This window comes from Xaviernesmea rhizosphaerae (assembly GCF_001938945.1).
Taxonomy (GTDB): Bacteria; Pseudomonadota; Alphaproteobacteria; order Rhizobiales; family Rhizobiaceae; genus Xaviernesmea; species Xaviernesmea rhizosphaerae.
The window spans coordinates 83,520-97,657 of sequence record NZ_MKIO01000038.1; the positions used below are offsets into that span (position 1 = coordinate 83,520).

11 protein-coding genes are annotated in these 14,138 nt (G+C 64.5%); 4 read left to right on the plus strand and 7 right to left on the minus strand.

Annotated features, from left to right (window positions below):
• Window positions 1–238 precede the first annotated feature (238 nt).
• The 3 genes from BJF92_RS17720 to BJF92_RS17730 all read left to right on the plus strand — a co-directional run bounded on the left by BJF92_RS17720 (window position 239) and on the right by BJF92_RS17730 (window position 5,427).
• On the plus strand, window positions 239–2,392 hold the full coding sequence (locus tag BJF92_RS17720) for a ferredoxin family protein (RefSeq protein ID WP_075636087.1): 2,154 nt from the start codon (window positions 239–241) through the stop codon (window positions 2,390–2,392).
• Window positions 2,393–2,408: 16 nt separating this feature from the next.
• Window positions 2,409–3,959 carry an indolepyruvate oxidoreductase subunit beta family protein gene (locus BJF92_RS17725; RefSeq protein WP_075636088.1) on the plus strand — a complete coding sequence of 517 codons (1,551 nt, stop codon included), beginning with the start codon at window positions 2,409–2,411 and terminating at the stop codon, window positions 3,957–3,959.
• 151 nt (window positions 3,960–4,110) lie between these two features.
• The gene (locus BJF92_RS17730; protein WP_245294813.1) at window positions 4,111–5,427 is read left to right on the plus strand and encodes an MFS transporter; all 1,317 of its coding nucleotides are present in this window, start codon (window positions 4,111–4,113) and stop codon (window positions 5,425–5,427) included.
• Window positions 5,428–5,575: 148 nt separating this feature from the next.
• On the opposite strand, the gene BJF92_RS17735 is transcribed toward BJF92_RS17730, so the two are convergent.
• The 3 genes from BJF92_RS17735 to BJF92_RS17745 all read right to left on the minus strand — a co-directional run bounded on the left by BJF92_RS17735 (window position 5,576) and on the right by BJF92_RS17745 (window position 9,880).
• Window positions 5,576–6,964: a methyl-accepting chemotaxis protein gene (locus tag BJF92_RS17735; protein ID WP_075636089.1), complete on the minus strand. Its 1,389-nt coding sequence runs from the start codon at window positions 6,962–6,964 to the stop codon at window positions 5,576–5,578.
• Window positions 6,965–7,195: 231 nt separating this feature from the next.
• Window positions 7,196–8,779 (minus strand): phytoene desaturase family protein, encoded by a 1,584-nt coding sequence (locus tag BJF92_RS17740; protein WP_075636090.1) that lies wholly within the window; start codon window positions 8,777–8,779, stop codon window positions 7,196–7,198.
• 321 nt (window positions 8,780–9,100) lie between these two features.
• Window positions 9,101–9,880: a cyclase family protein gene (locus BJF92_RS17745; protein WP_075636091.1), complete on the minus strand. Its 780-nt coding sequence runs from the start codon at window positions 9,878–9,880 to the stop codon at window positions 9,101–9,103.
• A 433-nt stretch (window positions 9,881–10,313) separates the two neighbouring features.
• On the opposite strand from BJF92_RS17745, the gene BJF92_RS17750 reads away from it, so the two are divergent.
• The gene (locus BJF92_RS17750) at window positions 10,314–10,817 is read left to right on the plus strand and encodes a MarR family winged helix-turn-helix transcriptional regulator (RefSeq protein ID WP_139790381.1); all 504 of its coding nucleotides are present in this window, start codon (window positions 10,314–10,316) and stop codon (window positions 10,815–10,817) included.
• Window positions 10,818–10,838: 21 nt separating this feature from the next.
• On the opposite strand, the gene BJF92_RS17755 is transcribed toward BJF92_RS17750, so the two are convergent.
• From BJF92_RS17755 to BJF92_RS17770, 4 genes are all read right to left on the minus strand, one after another.
• Complete coding sequence (locus BJF92_RS17755; protein WP_075636093.1) at window positions 10,839–11,396, minus strand: pyridoxamine 5'-phosphate oxidase family protein; 558 nt, start codon at window positions 11,394–11,396, stop codon at window positions 10,839–10,841.
• A 78-nt stretch (window positions 11,397–11,474) separates the two neighbouring features.
• Window positions 11,475–12,539 (minus strand): pyridoxal phosphate-dependent aminotransferase, encoded by a 1,065-nt coding sequence (locus BJF92_RS17760; protein WP_075636094.1) that lies wholly within the window; start codon window positions 12,537–12,539, stop codon window positions 11,475–11,477.
• A complete protein-coding gene (locus BJF92_RS17765) occupies window positions 12,536–13,354 on the minus strand; it encodes an MBL fold metallo-hydrolase (RefSeq protein ID WP_075636095.1) in 819 nt (272 codons plus the stop codon). The genes BJF92_RS17760 and BJF92_RS17765 overlap by 4 nt, the downstream gene beginning before the upstream one ends.
• Window positions 13,355–13,357: 3 nt before the next feature.
• Window positions 13,358–14,134, minus strand: coding sequence for a TatD family hydrolase (locus tag BJF92_RS17770; protein WP_075636169.1), 777 nt, complete (start codon window positions 14,132–14,134; stop codon window positions 13,358–13,360).
• Window positions 14,135–14,138 lie beyond the last annotated feature (4 nt).

Sequence of the window (14,138 nt, forward strand, 5' to 3'; positions counted from 1 at the left end):
TTTCGGCAAGCCTTTTTTTGATGCTTGCTGCAAAAGTCCGGATTTATGCTGCGAATGCGAATTTTATATGCATATGCACAGGATTTGGTGGTCAGAAGCACATAATATATGCAGCTTAAGCCATAAAATGGGCCATAAATCATTTATTTTAGGCTTAAAACGAATCCAATTGACAGAAAGCTCATCTTAGAAATATGCTATTTCATATAAAAGCGTATGCATCATAAGGGGAGCAGCGATGGCCGAACGTTCCTTTGCCCGCGAGGTGGAAGACCTCAAGCTGGGTGCCGGAGAGATCTTCAGCGGCGAGGGCATCCTCGCCATCACCAAGGCCCTGCTTCAGGCGGGCGTTTCCTATGTCGGCGGCTATCAGGGCTCGCCGATCTCGCATCTGATGGACGTTCTCGCCGATGCCAAGGAGGTGATGGAGGAGCTGGGCGTCCACTTCGAATCCTCGGCGTCCGAAGCCGCCGCCGCGGCCATGCTGTCGGCTTCCGTCATGTATCCGGTGCGCGGAGCCGTGACCTGGAAGTCGACCGCCGGCACCAATGTCGCCTCGGATGCGTTGTCGAACCTGGCCTCGGGGGGCGTCACCGGCGGCGCGCTGGTCATCATCGGCGAGGACTACGGCGAAGGCTCCTCGATCATGCAGGAGCGCAGCCATGCCTTTGCGATGAAATCGCAGATGTGGCTGCTGACCCCGCGCCCGAACCTGACGGCGATCGTCGAGGCGGTGGAGAAGGGTTTCGAGCTGTCGGAAGCCTCCAACACGCCGGTCATGCTGCAGGTCGGCATCCGCTCCTGTCACGTGCATGGCCAGTTCGTCGCCAAGGACAACAAGCGCCCTGATTTCACGCTGAAACAGGCGCTGGAAAATCCGGTGCGCGATCTCAGCCGCATCGTCCTGCCGCCGGCCTCCTTCCTGCACGAGAAGGAGAAGCTGGAGAAGCGCTGGCCCGCCGCCGTCCAATACGTCAAGGAGAACAGGCTCAACGAGTATTTCGGCCCGCAGGATGGCGAGGTCGGCCTGATCCTTCAGGGCGGGCTCTACAACAGCACGCTGCGCGCGCTCCAGCATCTCGGCCTGGCCGATGTCTATGGCAACAGCCGCCTGCCCCTTTATGTGATGAATGTCTCCTACCCGCTTATCGATGACGAGATCGTCGCCTTCGCGGCCGACAAGAAGGCAGTGCTGATGATCGAGGAAGGCGCGCCGGAATATATCGAACAGGCGCTGCACACGCTGATGCGCCGTCGCGACCTGCAGACGCGCATTTCCGGAAAAGACGTGCTGCCGCTCGGTGGGGAATATACCACGCCCGTGCTGATCAAGGGCCTGACCGGCTTTCTGGAAGCTCATGCCGCCCATCTGCTCGGCAATCGCCCGCCGGTTCCCGATCCTTCCCCTATTCTGGCGGATCCGAAGGTCAAGGCGCTGGCCGAGGTCGTGCCGGCGCGCCCGGCGGGTTTCTGCACCGGCTGCCCGGAGCGGCCGATCTTCGCGGCGATGAAGCTTGTGGAAAAGGAGCTGGGGCCGCACCACGTCTCTGCCGATATCGGCTGCCACCTCTTCTCGATCCTGCCGCCCTTCAACATTGGCGGCACCACCATGGGCTACGGCCTCGGCCCCGCTTCCGCCTCGGCCTTCAATGTCGAGGCCGAAAAGCGCGCGATCTCGGTGATGGGCGATGGCGGCTTCTGGCACAACGGCCTAACCACCTCCGTGGGCAACGCGGTCTTCAACAAGCAGGACGGCGTCACCATCATCGTCGACAATTTCTACTCCTCAGCGACAGGCGGCCAGGATGTGCTTTCCTCGCGCGCGATCAATCCGCGCCGCAAGACCAACAATTCGATCGTGAATGCCGTCAAGGGCATCGGCGCCACCTGGGTCCGGCAGATCGACCGCACCTATGACGTCGCAAAAATGCGCGACACGCTGAAGGAGGCGCTGACGACAAGCGAGAAGGGTCCGAAGATCATCGTCGCCTCCTCCGAATGCATGCTGAACAAGCAGCGCCGGGTGAAGCCGCAATTCGCCAAGGCGGTCAAGGACGGCAAACGCATGGTCAAGGAGCGCTTCGGCGTGGACGAGGATGTGTGCACGGGCGATCACGCCTGCATCCGCCTTTCCGGCTGCCCCTCGCTCTCGGTCAAGCACACGGATGATCCGCTGAAAGACGATCCGGTCGCGGCGATCGACAATTCCTGCGTCGGCTGCGGCAATTGCGGCGAGGTCTCGGAGGCCGCCGTGCTCTGCCCGTCCTTCTACCGCGCCGATGTCATCCACAATCCCACGGGTCTGGACAGGTTTCTCTACCGCATGCGCAGCGCCGTGATCGGCTGGCTTCAAAAGCGCCGCGCCAGCGCGCGTGTCACCTTCGCCGCGTGAGCCAAAGGAGCAGGACATGAACATGATGCAGACATTCAAGGTGTCGCCGCTCTCGACCGACAAGCCGCTGTCGATCGCCATTCTCGCCATGGGCGGCCAGGGCGGTGGCGTGCTCGCCGACTGGATCGTGGCCCTGGCCGAAGCGCAGGGCTGGGTTGCCCAGACCACCTCGGTACCCGGCGTGGCTCAGCGCACAGGTGCCACCATCTATTATCTCGAGCTGATCAAGGGCCGGCCGGGTGTTGCGCCGGTGCTCTCGCTGATGCCCACCCCCGGCGACGTCGATATCGTCATTGCCGCCGAGCTGATGGAGGCCGGGCGCTCGGTGATCCGCGGACTGGTGACGCCGGACAAGACCTTGCTGATCGCCTCCACCCACCGCTCCTTCGCTGTCGGGGAAAAGGAGAAGCCGGGCGATGGCATCGGCAATCCGGAAGTGGTGGTGGACGCCACCGATTTCGCCGCCAAGAAGACGATCGCCTTCGACATGGACAGGCTCGCGAGCCGCAATGGCAGCGTCGTCTCCTCGGCCCTGTTCGGCGCGCTGGCCGCCTCCCGCGCCCTGCCCTTTACCCGCGAGCAGTTCGAGGCCACGATCAAGGCGGGCGGCAAGGGCATCGAGGCGAGCCTCAAGGCCTTCGGCGCGGCTTACGAGCGCGCCGGCACGGGCGAAAACGACCGGCTGAGCGCCACGCCGAAGAAGCGGCTGGACGCCCTGCCCGTCTCCGCCGGCCATCCGCAGCTCGATCGCCTGCTCGCCCGCATCCGCGGCGAGTTTCCCGAGAGCGCTCATTCCATGCTCTTTGCTGGCGTCAAAAAGCTCACCGAGTTCCAAGACCCGGACTATGCCGACGACTATCTGAGCCGGATCAAGGCGCTGTTCGATGCCGACCGCGCGGCCGGCGGTGAGGCGAAGGACTTCGCCTTCACACTCCACGCGGCGAAATATGTCGCCATTGCCATGGCCTATGACGACGTGATCCGCGTGGCCGACCTGAAGACCCGCGCCACCCGCTTCGAGCGGGTGCGCAAGGAGGTCGGTGTCAAGGCCGATCAGCTGCTCTACACCACCGAATATATGCATCCGCGCATGGAAGAGGTCTGCGGCACCCTGCCGCGCGGCCTCGGCCGGTGGATCGAAAACAGCCCGCGCCTCTTCGGCTTCCTCAACCGGCGCATCGAAAAGGGTCGGCGGGTGAAGACCGGCACGATGGGCTGGTTCCTCGGCCTCTATCTCGTCTCCGCACTGCGCCGGTTCCGCCGCGGCTCGCTGCGCCATCATGTCGAGATGCGCCATGTGGAAGACTGGCTGGCGAGCGCGCGCTCTGTCCTGCCTGAGAATTATGATCTGGCGGTGGAGATCCTCGGCAACCGGCGACTGGTCAAGGGCTATTCCGACACCCATGTGCGCGGCTTGTCGAAGTTCGACCGGGTGATGTCGGCGCTGCCGCTCCTGCGCGAGCGTGAGGATGGCGCGGCCTGGATGCGTCGCCTGCGCCAGGCGGCCCTTCTGGACGAACAGGGCATCGCGCTCGATGGCGCGCTGAAGACCGTCGCCACGCTCTGAACGGGCCGGCTTGAACGTCTCGCCCGGGTGGCGCAGACCTTGCACGAGCAACAAGGACAGGGCGGACAGGAGAACCGCCCCGCCCTTTTCCAACACCGCAACCAGAAACAACGCGCCGGCTTCAGGCCGAGCGTGAAGGGGAACGCATGTCATGACGGCAATGATCACGCAGATGGGAAAGGCCGGGATTGTCCCGGCGGAAATCTCCAGGGGCAAGAGCCTTCTGGTCGTCGCGCTCTGCTGGCTGGCGATCTTTGCCGAAGGCTATGATGTCGGTGTGCTGGGCGCTATCCTGCCGGCGCTTTCCACCGACCCGATCTGGCAGCTGACGCCCTTGGAGCTCGGCGCCATGGGCAGCTACACCGTGATCGGCATGCTGATCGGCGGCATCGTCGTCGGCACGCTGAGCGAGATTTACGGCCGCAAGCCGCTGTTCATCGCCTGCCTCAGCCTGTTTGCCGCCTGCATGGTGGGAAGCGCGCTGGCGCCCACGCCGCTCCTGTTCGGCATCAGCCGCTTCGTCGCGGGCCTCGGCCTCGGCGGCATCATCCCCGTGGCGGCGGCACTCACCGTCGAATATTCGCCCAAAAGCCGCAAGAGCTTCAATTACGGGCTGATGTATTCGGGCTATTCGATCGGCATTCTCACCGCCGCGCTCTGCTCCAAGGCGCTGCTGGCCGATCACGGCTGGCGCGCCGTCGTCGTGCTCGGCGCGCTGCCGCTGCTGGTGGTCCCGGTTTTCATGGCCCTGCTGCCGGAATCGGTGGAATTTCTTGTCCTGCGCGGCCGGAAGGATGCGGCGACGAGGACGGCAGCTCGCATGGGCATCGCCGTGCCGGCTGCCGTTCTGAAGGACCGCACCAGCCCGAACCTTGCTTCGGTTCTGCGCGCCATCTTCAGCCCGCAAAAGGCCTTTGAGACGATCTGCTTCTGGGTCGCCCTCTTCATGGGCCTGCTTCTGGTCTATGGCCTGGCGCAGTGGCTGCCACAGATCATGCGCAAGAACGGCTACGACCTCGGCAACAGCCTGATGTTCCTCGCGGTGTTCAGCTTCTCCTCGGCCATTGGCGGCATCCTGCTCGGCTCCTGGGCCGACCGCTTCGGCGTCAAGAAGACGATCGCGGCCTCCTATCTCGTCGGCGCCGCCGGCATCGCACTGCTGGCGCTCGGAGGGCCGCTCATCGTCAACTATCTCTTCGTTGCCGTTGCCGGCTTCGGCACGGTCTCGGCCTCGCTGATCCTGACGGGCTATCTCGCGCAGAAGCTCGATCCGTCGATCCGCTCGGCCGGCACCGGTTTCGCGCTCAGCTTCTCGCGCCTCGGCGCGCTCACCGGCCCGCTGGTTGGCGGCTATATCGCCAGCATCAATGCCGCACCGCAGTGGAACTTCTATGTCTTCGCGGGCATCGCGCTGCTGGCGGCCCTGGCAACGATCCTGATCCCCGCAGCACGCGCTGAGCGCGCCTGAACGATCGCACCAAAAGAGAAAGGGCGACGCTGCCATGTCGGCAGCTTCGCCCTGTCGTCAAGGCCGCGCAAAGCGGGCGCAAGCCAGGTTCCCGCATGTCGGTCCGATGCTCCAGGCAAGTCGCCCGAAGCGATCCGCGCCCTGTTCCTCAGGCAGCTCGCCGGCGCGACGGGCGCTCGACACCTTCGGTGCGGAAGCCCTGCAGCTTGCGGGCGATCTCGTGCATCTCGTCCGTCATCGCATTGGACGCCGCTGCCGTTTCCTCGACCATCGCGGCGTTCTTCTGCGTGACCTGATCGACCTGACCGATCACCGCCTCGATCTCGCGCATCGCGGCTTCCTGATCGCTGGCGGAGCGCTCGATGGTCGTCACGGAGCCGCCGACACCGGCAATATGAGCGGCGATCCGGCTGATGGCCGATCCAGTCTGGTTGACGAGGCCGACGCCATTTTCGACCAGCTTGCTGGAGGTCGTGATCAGCGCGCGGATCTCCTTGGCCGCGGCAGCGGAGCGCTGGGCGAGTTCGCGCACTTCCTGGGCGACGACGGCAAAGCCCTTGCCCGCCTCGCCGGCACGCGCCGCCTCAACGCCGGCATTGAGCGCCAGAAGATTGGTCTGGAAGGCGATCTCGTCGATGACGCCGATGATCTTGGCGATCTCGCTCGACGAGCGGTCGATGGCCTCCATGGCGTTGATCGCCTTTTCGACGATCGCAGAGCCGTCGCCGCTGTCGGTGTTGGCAAGCTCGATCATGCGTTTGGCCGAGCGGGCGGCGGCGCTCGTCTCCGTCAGCGTCTTGACGATATGCGATAGCGCGCCGGAAGCCTCCTCGATGCTGGCGGCCTGGCGCTCGGTCCGGCTGGAGAGATCGGAAGAGGCGGCACTGATTTCGCGGCAGCGATCCAGCACGGAGGCGGCAGCGGCAGAAACGTCACTGACCAGGGCGCGCAGCTGTTGGGTCGCGACATTGAAGTTCTGCCGGAGACTATCCGACTTTGCCGAAAAGGCGCTGTCGATCTGCTGCGTCAGATCCCCCTCGGCCAGCTGACGCAGGCCCGAGGCAAGCTTTTCGATGGCCTGCCGGTCTTCTTCGGCCACCCGCGCCGCCTCGGCCTGCCGCAACTCTTCCGCCTTGCGCAGTCGAATCATTTCTTCGATGTCCTGCCAGACGACGATCAGCAAGGTCTCTTTTTCACGGACCCAGCGGATGAGCGTCACCTGAATCTGGAAGCGGCTGTCGTCACGCCGACGGCCTTCCCATTCAAACCGGGAAAACCCCTCCTTCATCGCCAGACCGATCTTGGCCATGGCCTTGTTGTCGGAACGCTCGCCATCCGGCTGGAACTCCGGCGAAAAATCTGCCGGCGTGAGGCCCATGATCGTATCCGCAGGCTGGCTTAAAACCTTCTGGAACGCGTCATTGAAAGCGATCACGTGGCCGTCACGGATGACACAATAGGCATCCGGCGCACTCTCAAACAGGAAGGACGCCAGTTCGCGGCGGAAATCTTCTTTCGGGCGGTGAAATCCGAACATAACCAGGCCTCCACATCAAGGATGCCTATGATTATATTTAATTATTTAAGCAGTACTTAATAGAGAGCCGCCGCCCGTCAGTTATTTTCCCGTCAGAAAACAGAACGATACCACAAATCTAGGATAGAATATCCTGACGATTTTGCTCGTTTTCGGATTATGCGGCCAGATTTCCGGTTCGATGCGCCAGTGCAAGCCCGCACCTTCCCATGCTATCGGCTTCGGCGGTCCTTACTTGAGCGACGATCCCAGGAGATAGCCCGATCCGCCGGCAAGTCCCGGCCCGGGATGGGTCGAGGCGCCGATATGGTAGAGGCCGGGGACATGCGTCTTGTGGTTGACGCTGGTCTTGAAGGGCCGCCAGAGGAAGAACTGGTCGAGACCGCAGAACCCGCCATAGGGATCGCCGCCGACCAGATTGATGTTCGTGGCTTCAAGATCGGCGGGAGAATAGGCGCGGCGCGCCAGCACGATCTCGTCGAAATTCTCGATATGGTGGCGCAGCATGGCTTCGACCCGATCGGCGAAGGCCTCGCGCAGCGCCTCGGTCCAGCGGCCATCCTCCGGCCGGTCCAACTGTCCGGCGGCGTCGCCTTTGATCCGGCGCGGCGTGTCCGGCAGCTGCAGCCATAAAATGGCGCCGCCTTCAGGCGCGCGGCTGGGATCGAGCGCGGTCGGCTGCCCGACGCAAACGGTCGGCTCCGCCGGCAAAAGGCCACGCTCCGCCTCATTGGCCGAGCGCGAGACGCCGTCGAGCCCGGGCGTCAGATGCAGGAGCGCCACCTTGGCCAGATCCTCACCGTCGCGCCAGCGCGGCGGCGCCTTCAGCGCATAATGGATCTGCATATTGCCCTTGCCATAGCGATAGGCGGCAAGCCCTTCAGACACGGCCGGCGGACGCGCGGCATCGGCAAGCAGGCGGTCATAGAGCTGATGCGGCGTGACCGAGGCGATCACCCCGCGCGTGGCGCGCAGCTGCCGGCCATTGCCGAGGCGGACACCGCTGGCCCGGCCCGAGGCATCGAGGTCGATCCGCTCGACATCGGCGTCGCGCAGGATCTCGCCGCCCTGGTCTCTGATCAGACGCTCGAAGGCGCGCAGCAGATTGGCCGCGCCTCCCTTGACGATCGGGCAGCCGGCCGCCTCGATGGCAAAGCCGATCACCCGCGTCATTTCGGCGGAATAGCTGCTTTCGGGCCCAAGGCCGCAATGCAGCGCCCAGGGCGCCCAAAGCGCCTTTAGCTCCTCGGCGCGATAGGTGGTCTCAAGATAGCCGCGCGCCGGCGCCAGCGCGTCGCCGAAGAAGGCCAGCAGGCCGCGCAGGCCCCTCTTCCAGGCTTCGCGCGCCAGCAGCCTGGCGGTGCCGGAGGACCAGAGATTGCCGCCCAGCAGGCCGAAGACGAAGCCGGCATTGCCGGCGAAGCGACCCATCTCCCGGTCGAAGGCCGCACCGTCGCCCGGCGCCAGTGCGTCGAAATGGGCGATGTTCCGGCTGCGGTCCATCGACAGAATGGCATGGGAGCCATCCGGCCGCAGCACGCCGGTGGGCGTGGGCGAATGGCAGAATTCCAGCCCCCACGCCTCCAAATCTTTGCCCAGGACGGCAAAGGCGGGCGAGGTCAGAAACAGCACCATGGTCGTCGCCATCACATCATGGCGATAGCCGGGCACCGTGATCTCCTCCGTGCGCAGGCAACCGCCGATCTCGGCATTGCGCTCGATAAGGGTGACCTTCCGGCCCTTCTTTCCCAGAAGCGCGGCAGCCACCAATGCATTGATGCCGCTGCCGATGATGATGAAATCAGCCTCTGCCATGATGATCTCCCGCAGGGTGGAGGAAGCCGTTCTCAGCCGAAAACGGACGCTGCATGTTCAGCGCGCGGGGATGCCGGAAACGCATGATCCGCCGGCGCGCCGGTTCCTGTCGTCATGAGTGGCTGCTGCCACGGGCGACCGCTGAAGAGTGAAGAAACGACCAAACGCTTTATCGGCTTCGCACACCTTGGTGCGTTGACCTCTGCCATGGGGCATAAAGTCCCTGGCCGTCATCCGCGGACTTCTTGCCCCCGGGGATGACGACGCAGAGGGTTTCGCGCTGTGTCAGAGGTCTGAAAGCCGCGTTCGGCCGCGCCGCGCTCAGCCGATCAGCGCCAGCGCGCGCACGGGCGACCCCGTGCCCTTGACCAGCTTGAGCGGCGCGGCGATCAGGATTGCACCTTTCGGCGGAAGCTGGTCGAGATGGCAGAGGCTGGCCAGACCGTAGCGGTTGGCCTTGTGCATCAGATTGTGCGCGGGAAAGGGCGGCTCCATGCCGCCGGCAGCGCCCGCATCCGTGCCGATCGTCTCCTGCCCCCAGCCGATGATGCCCTTCGACAGGAGATATTCGATCGCATCCACGGTCGGCCCCGGCGAATGCGGGCCGGTCTCGTCGGCATTGAGGAAGGTCTCGGTCGCGCCGTTGCGCTTGTACCAGTCGGTGCGCAGCAGCACCCAGCTCCCGGCCTCGATCTCGCCATGCTCGGCCTCCCAGGCGCGGATGCTGTCGGCCGTCAGCAGATAGTCGGGATTCTCGGCCGCCTCCTTCGAGCGGTCGATAACATTGACGGGGGCGACGAAGTTCTGCGGCGGGATGGTGTCGGTGGTGTTTTCGGGATGATCCTTGCCGGTGATCCAGTGGCAGGGCGCGTCGAAATGGGTGCCGGTGTGCTCGCCCAGCTCTAGCCAGTTCCAGGCCCAGAAGGGGCCGTCCTGGTCATAGGTCGAGATGGTGTGGACCTTCACCTTCGGCGTATTTTTCCCGAACTGCGGCGGCAGGTAGAGAACGGGCGTTTCCGGCCCAAGCGGCGCGCTGAGATCGACGACCTTGACGGCGCCGGTGAGAAGGCCCTGGGCCAGGCTTGCAAGATGTGCGGTCATATGCGGCTCCCCTTTTGTCCATCCGCCTCGGCGCCTTCACGGCATGCAGGGCCTAAACCGGTGGCGATTGATGACGGGAGCCTAGAAGCAAAAATATCTTCGCGCAAGAATTTTGTTTAAGCTTAAATCATCTTGGCGAAAGAGGCGCTGACGGGCCATCCTCTCCGGAAAACGGGGCTTTCCGGGGAGGGGCAAAAGCTCGTGCCGCGGCAGGCTTCGCCGGATGGTTTCTTGAACGTTCAAACATGGTGCAGTAAGAGCGAGGCAGCCGCCGATGCCCCTGGTGATGGACGGTCACGCGACCTGTGCCATCTGTGGAGCATCGACGGGAGGCTCGGGCCGATAGGCAGGCGGGCCGGGCCGGGCGACAGGACCTCATCCGAGGAATGCAATATCCGGCAAATGCAATGCAGTGCTTCAGAAGGGACAGGACGTGGCGGAATATGATCTCGAGGCCGTGGTTCACGATACCCAGGAGGGCAAGAAGCAGGAGCTTCGCCTCTGGCTGCGGCTCCTGTCCACCACCAAGCTGATCTCCCAGGAAATCCGCCGCCGGCTTCGCCGCGAATTCGGCGCGACGCTGCCGCAGTTCGATATCCTGTCGCAGCTCTATCGTGAAAATGACGGCCTGCGGCTTGGCGAGCTGTCGAAGCGCACCATGGTGACCAATGGCAATATTACCGGGCTGGTCGAGCGGCTGGAAACCGAAGGACTGCTGGTGCGCGAGCGCCTGCCGGACGACCGCCGCGTGATCGTCGCCTGCCTGACCGACAAGGGCCGCACCACGTTTCAGGCCATGGCCGAGGCGCATGAGAACTGGCTGAAGGACATGATGGCCGATGTCGATCCGATCGTCATATCAGGCCTTCTGACCCATGTCGGCCAGGTCAAGCAATCCACGAGCAATCATCTCTCGGGCGACGGCGATGAGGACTGACAGGAAGGACTAACCGGTGGCTCAGGCCTCGTCGAACAGGCCGGTCGGCAGGCCGTCCATGCTGCGCTGGTTCTTCTCGCGCCAATAGGCGTCGATCCCGTCCTCGCCCTTGGCCGTCGCCCAAGCGTCCATCTGCGGGCGCTCGCCTTCGTACGTGAACAGGGGAACGCCATAGCCGCAGGAGCTCTGAACCATGTCGATGTCGAGCTCCACCATCTGCCGCGCGCCGAGCGGGGCCTTGTTGTCGAACAGCGTGGCCAGACGCTCGGCATAGGCTGTGCTGTTCCGGTGCAGCACGCGGCCCCTGCCATAGAGCCGCAGGATCAGCGGCGGCCCGTCGACGGCGCAGAACATGATGGTGAGCCGGCCATCGGCCATCAGATGGGCCGCCGTCTCGTTGCTGCTGCCGGTCCGGTCGAGATAGAGCACATGCGTATCGTCGATCACCCGGAACATGTCGGTGCCGCGCGGCGAGACATTGACCCGGCCCGTTTCCGCCGCGGAAGCGGTGAAGAACATCCGCTGGGCCGCAATGAACCGGTGCAGATGCGGCTCGATCTTCTGAAACTGCTTTGCCATGTCCCTTCCCTCCCCGGAACGTCCCGTGGCGCCCGACGCTCCCATCAGGCAGCGTCACGACGTCGTTTGCCGGCTATTTCAACCCTGAGCGAGGATCTCCGTCAGCGCGCCGACCAGACGGTCACATTCCGCCTGGGTGCCGATGCTGACGCGCAGATAGTCGGCAATGCGCGGCTTGGCGAAATGCCGGACCAGGATCGCACGCGCCCGCAGGGCCGCCGCCAGATCCGCGCCCGTGCGCGCGCTGTGCCGGGCGAAGACGAAATTGGCGCTGGAAGGCAGCACCTCGAAGCCGAGCGTTTCAAGCGCTTCCGTCAGCCGCGCGCGGCTGGCGACGATCAGGTCGCGATGCGTCTCGAACCAGTGGCGGTCCTTCCATGCGGCCGTGGCGCCGGCAAGCGCCAGCCGGTCGAGCGGATAGGAATTGAAGCTGTCCTTCACCCGCTCCAGGGCCTCGATCAGATGCGGCTGGCCGACGGCGAAGCCGACGCGCAGGCCGGCCAGCGCGCGCGACTTGGAGAAGGTCTGGATGACAAGCAGGTTCGGGTGCTCGGCGATCAGCGCGGTCGCGCTCTCAGCGCCGAAATCGACATAGGCCTCATCGATGATGACGGGCTTGTCGGCATGGCGCAGCAGAAGCTGCCTGATCGCGTCGAGCGGCAGCGCGATGCCGGTGGGCGCGTTCGGGTTCGGAAGGATGATCGCGCCGCAGGGCCGATCATAGTCCTCCACGCGGATGCGCATGGCCTCGTCCAGCGGCACGGTCTCGGCGCCGATCTCGAACAGGCGGCAATAGGTCGGATAGAAGCTATAGCTGATATCGGGATAAAGAAGCGGCGCCTCCTGCTTGAGCAGCGCCACGAAGGCATGGGCCAGCACCTCGTCCGACCCATTGCCGACGAAGACGGCCTCCGCCGTCAGGCCCAGATCGGCGGCGATCGCCTGGCGCAGCTCCAGCGCGGTCGGATCGGGATAGAGCCGCAGCGCATCCGATGCCGCTTCCCGGATCGCCGCGAGCGCGGCGGGAGACGGCGGATAGGGGCACTCATTGGTGTTGAGCTTGACGAGATTGTCGATGCGCGGCTGCTCGCCCGCGACATACGGGCTGAGCGCGTGGACGATCGGGCTCCAGAAGCGGCTCACAGGGTCACCTCATAGGTTACGGTCATGCCGTCGAAGGCCGGCTCGACATGACGGGGCGTCTCGGCCATCACGGTGGCGTAGTCGAGCGGAATATGCATGTGCGTGAGGATCGCGCGCCGGGGCGCGAGCCGCTCGATCCAGCCGAGCGACTGCTGCAGCGACAGATGGCTGGGATGCGGCTTGTATTGCAGTGTGTCGATGACGAGCGTGTCGAGGCAGGCAAGCCGCGCCTGCGTCTCTTCGGGAAAATCGCTGACATCGGAGCAATAGGCGAAATCGCCGATGCGGAAGCCCAGCGAATGGATTGCCCCATGCTCCTGGCGCATCGGCAGAAACGGGATGGCCCCGCCCGCGCCTTCGATGACGAAGGGTGCGAGATCCTCGCCGATCAGCCGCGCCTCGATGATCGGCGGATAGTGGCCGCCCGGCGGAGTGGTCAGGCAATAGCTGAACCCTTCCGCGATCCGCGTCAGCGTCGCCTGGTCGGTATAGATCGGCACGCGCGTGCCGCGTCCCAAGACGTACCCGCGCAGATCGTCGATGCCGTGGAGATGGTCGGCATGGGAATGGGTGTAGACGGCGGCATCGAGATGGGTCACCCCGGCCCGCACCATCTGCGTGCGAAAATCCGGCCCGGTATCGATGACGACGCTGGTGCGCCCGCCATCCTCGGCGACCTGCTCCACCAGAAGGGCCGCGCGCAGGCGGCGGTTCTTCGGCTCGGCCGGGTCGCAGGCGCCCCAGTCGCCGGTGATCCGCGGCACGCCGGGAGACGAGCCACAGCCGAGAATGGTGAAGATGCGCCTGAAGATCACGGTCTAGAGCCTCGGCATTTTCGAGAAGCAGCGCAGCGCGTTTTCGGTGGTGAGCTGGCCTGCCTCCTCCACCGTCATGCCCAGCGTTTCCGCCAACACTTCGGCCGTCTGGGCGACATAAGCGGGCTCGTTGCGTTTTCCCCGGAAGGGCTTGGGCGCCAGATAGGGCGCATCTGTCTCCACCAGGAGACGGTCATGCGGCACGGTCTTGGCGATCGCCCGCAGCTCCTCTGACTTCGGGAAGGTGAGGATGCCGGAAAAGGAGATATAGCCCCCGAGCTCGACGCCGACGCGCGCCAGCTCCGGTCCGGCGGTGAAACAGTGGAGGATGAAGGGGAAGGCGCCCTTCCCCGTCTCCTCCGTCAGGATCGCCGCCATGTCCTCATCCGCCGAGCGGCTGTGGATGACGAGCGGCAGGCCGGTCTGGCGTGCGGCCGCGATATGGCGCAGAAGCCCCGTGCGCTGCGCTTCCGGCGATGCGGTGTCGTAGAAATAGTCGAGCCCGGCCTCGCCGATCGCCACCACCTTGGGATGGGCGGAGAGCCGCACGAGATCATCCGTCTCGATATCCAGCTCCTCATGGGCGCTGTTGGGATGCGTGCCGACCGAGCAGAAGACGTTGTCATAGGCTTCGGCGACCGCGAGGATCCGGTCGAATTTCTTCACCTTCGTGCAGATGGTCACCATCTGGCGCACGCCGGCCTCGCCGGCGCGGGCGATGACCTGATCGCGCTCGGCGGCGAAGTCGTCGAAATCGAGATGGCAATGGCTGTCGATCAGCGTA

What these genes read in the sequence shown, in the direction of transcription:
- BJF92_RS17720 (WP_075636087.1), top strand. Translation starts at nt 239, where the DNA reads ATGGCCGAACGTTCCTTTGCCCGCGAGGTGGAAGACCTCAAGCTGGGT.
- BJF92_RS17725 (WP_075636088.1), top strand. Translation starts at nt 2,409, where the DNA reads ATGAACATGATGCAGACATTCAAGGTGTCGCCGCTCTCGACCGACAAG.
- BJF92_RS17730 (WP_245294813.1), top strand. Translation starts at nt 4,111, where the DNA reads ATGACGGCAATGATCACGCAGATGGGAAAGGCCGGGATTGTCCCGGCG.
- BJF92_RS17735 (WP_075636089.1), bottom strand. Translation starts at nt 6,964, where the DNA reads ATGTTCGGATTTCACCGCCCGAAAGAAGATTTCCGCCGCGAACTGGCG.
- BJF92_RS17740 (WP_075636090.1), bottom strand. Translation starts at nt 8,779, where the DNA reads ATGGCAGAGGCTGATTTCATCATCATCGGCAGCGGCATCAATGCATTG.
- BJF92_RS17745 (WP_075636091.1), bottom strand. Translation starts at nt 9,880, where the DNA reads ATGACCGCACATCTTGCAAGCCTGGCCCAGGGCCTTCTCACCGGCGCC.
- BJF92_RS17755 (WP_075636093.1), bottom strand. Translation starts at nt 11,396, where the DNA reads ATGGCAAAGCAGTTTCAGAAGATCGAGCCGCATCTGCACCGGTTCATT.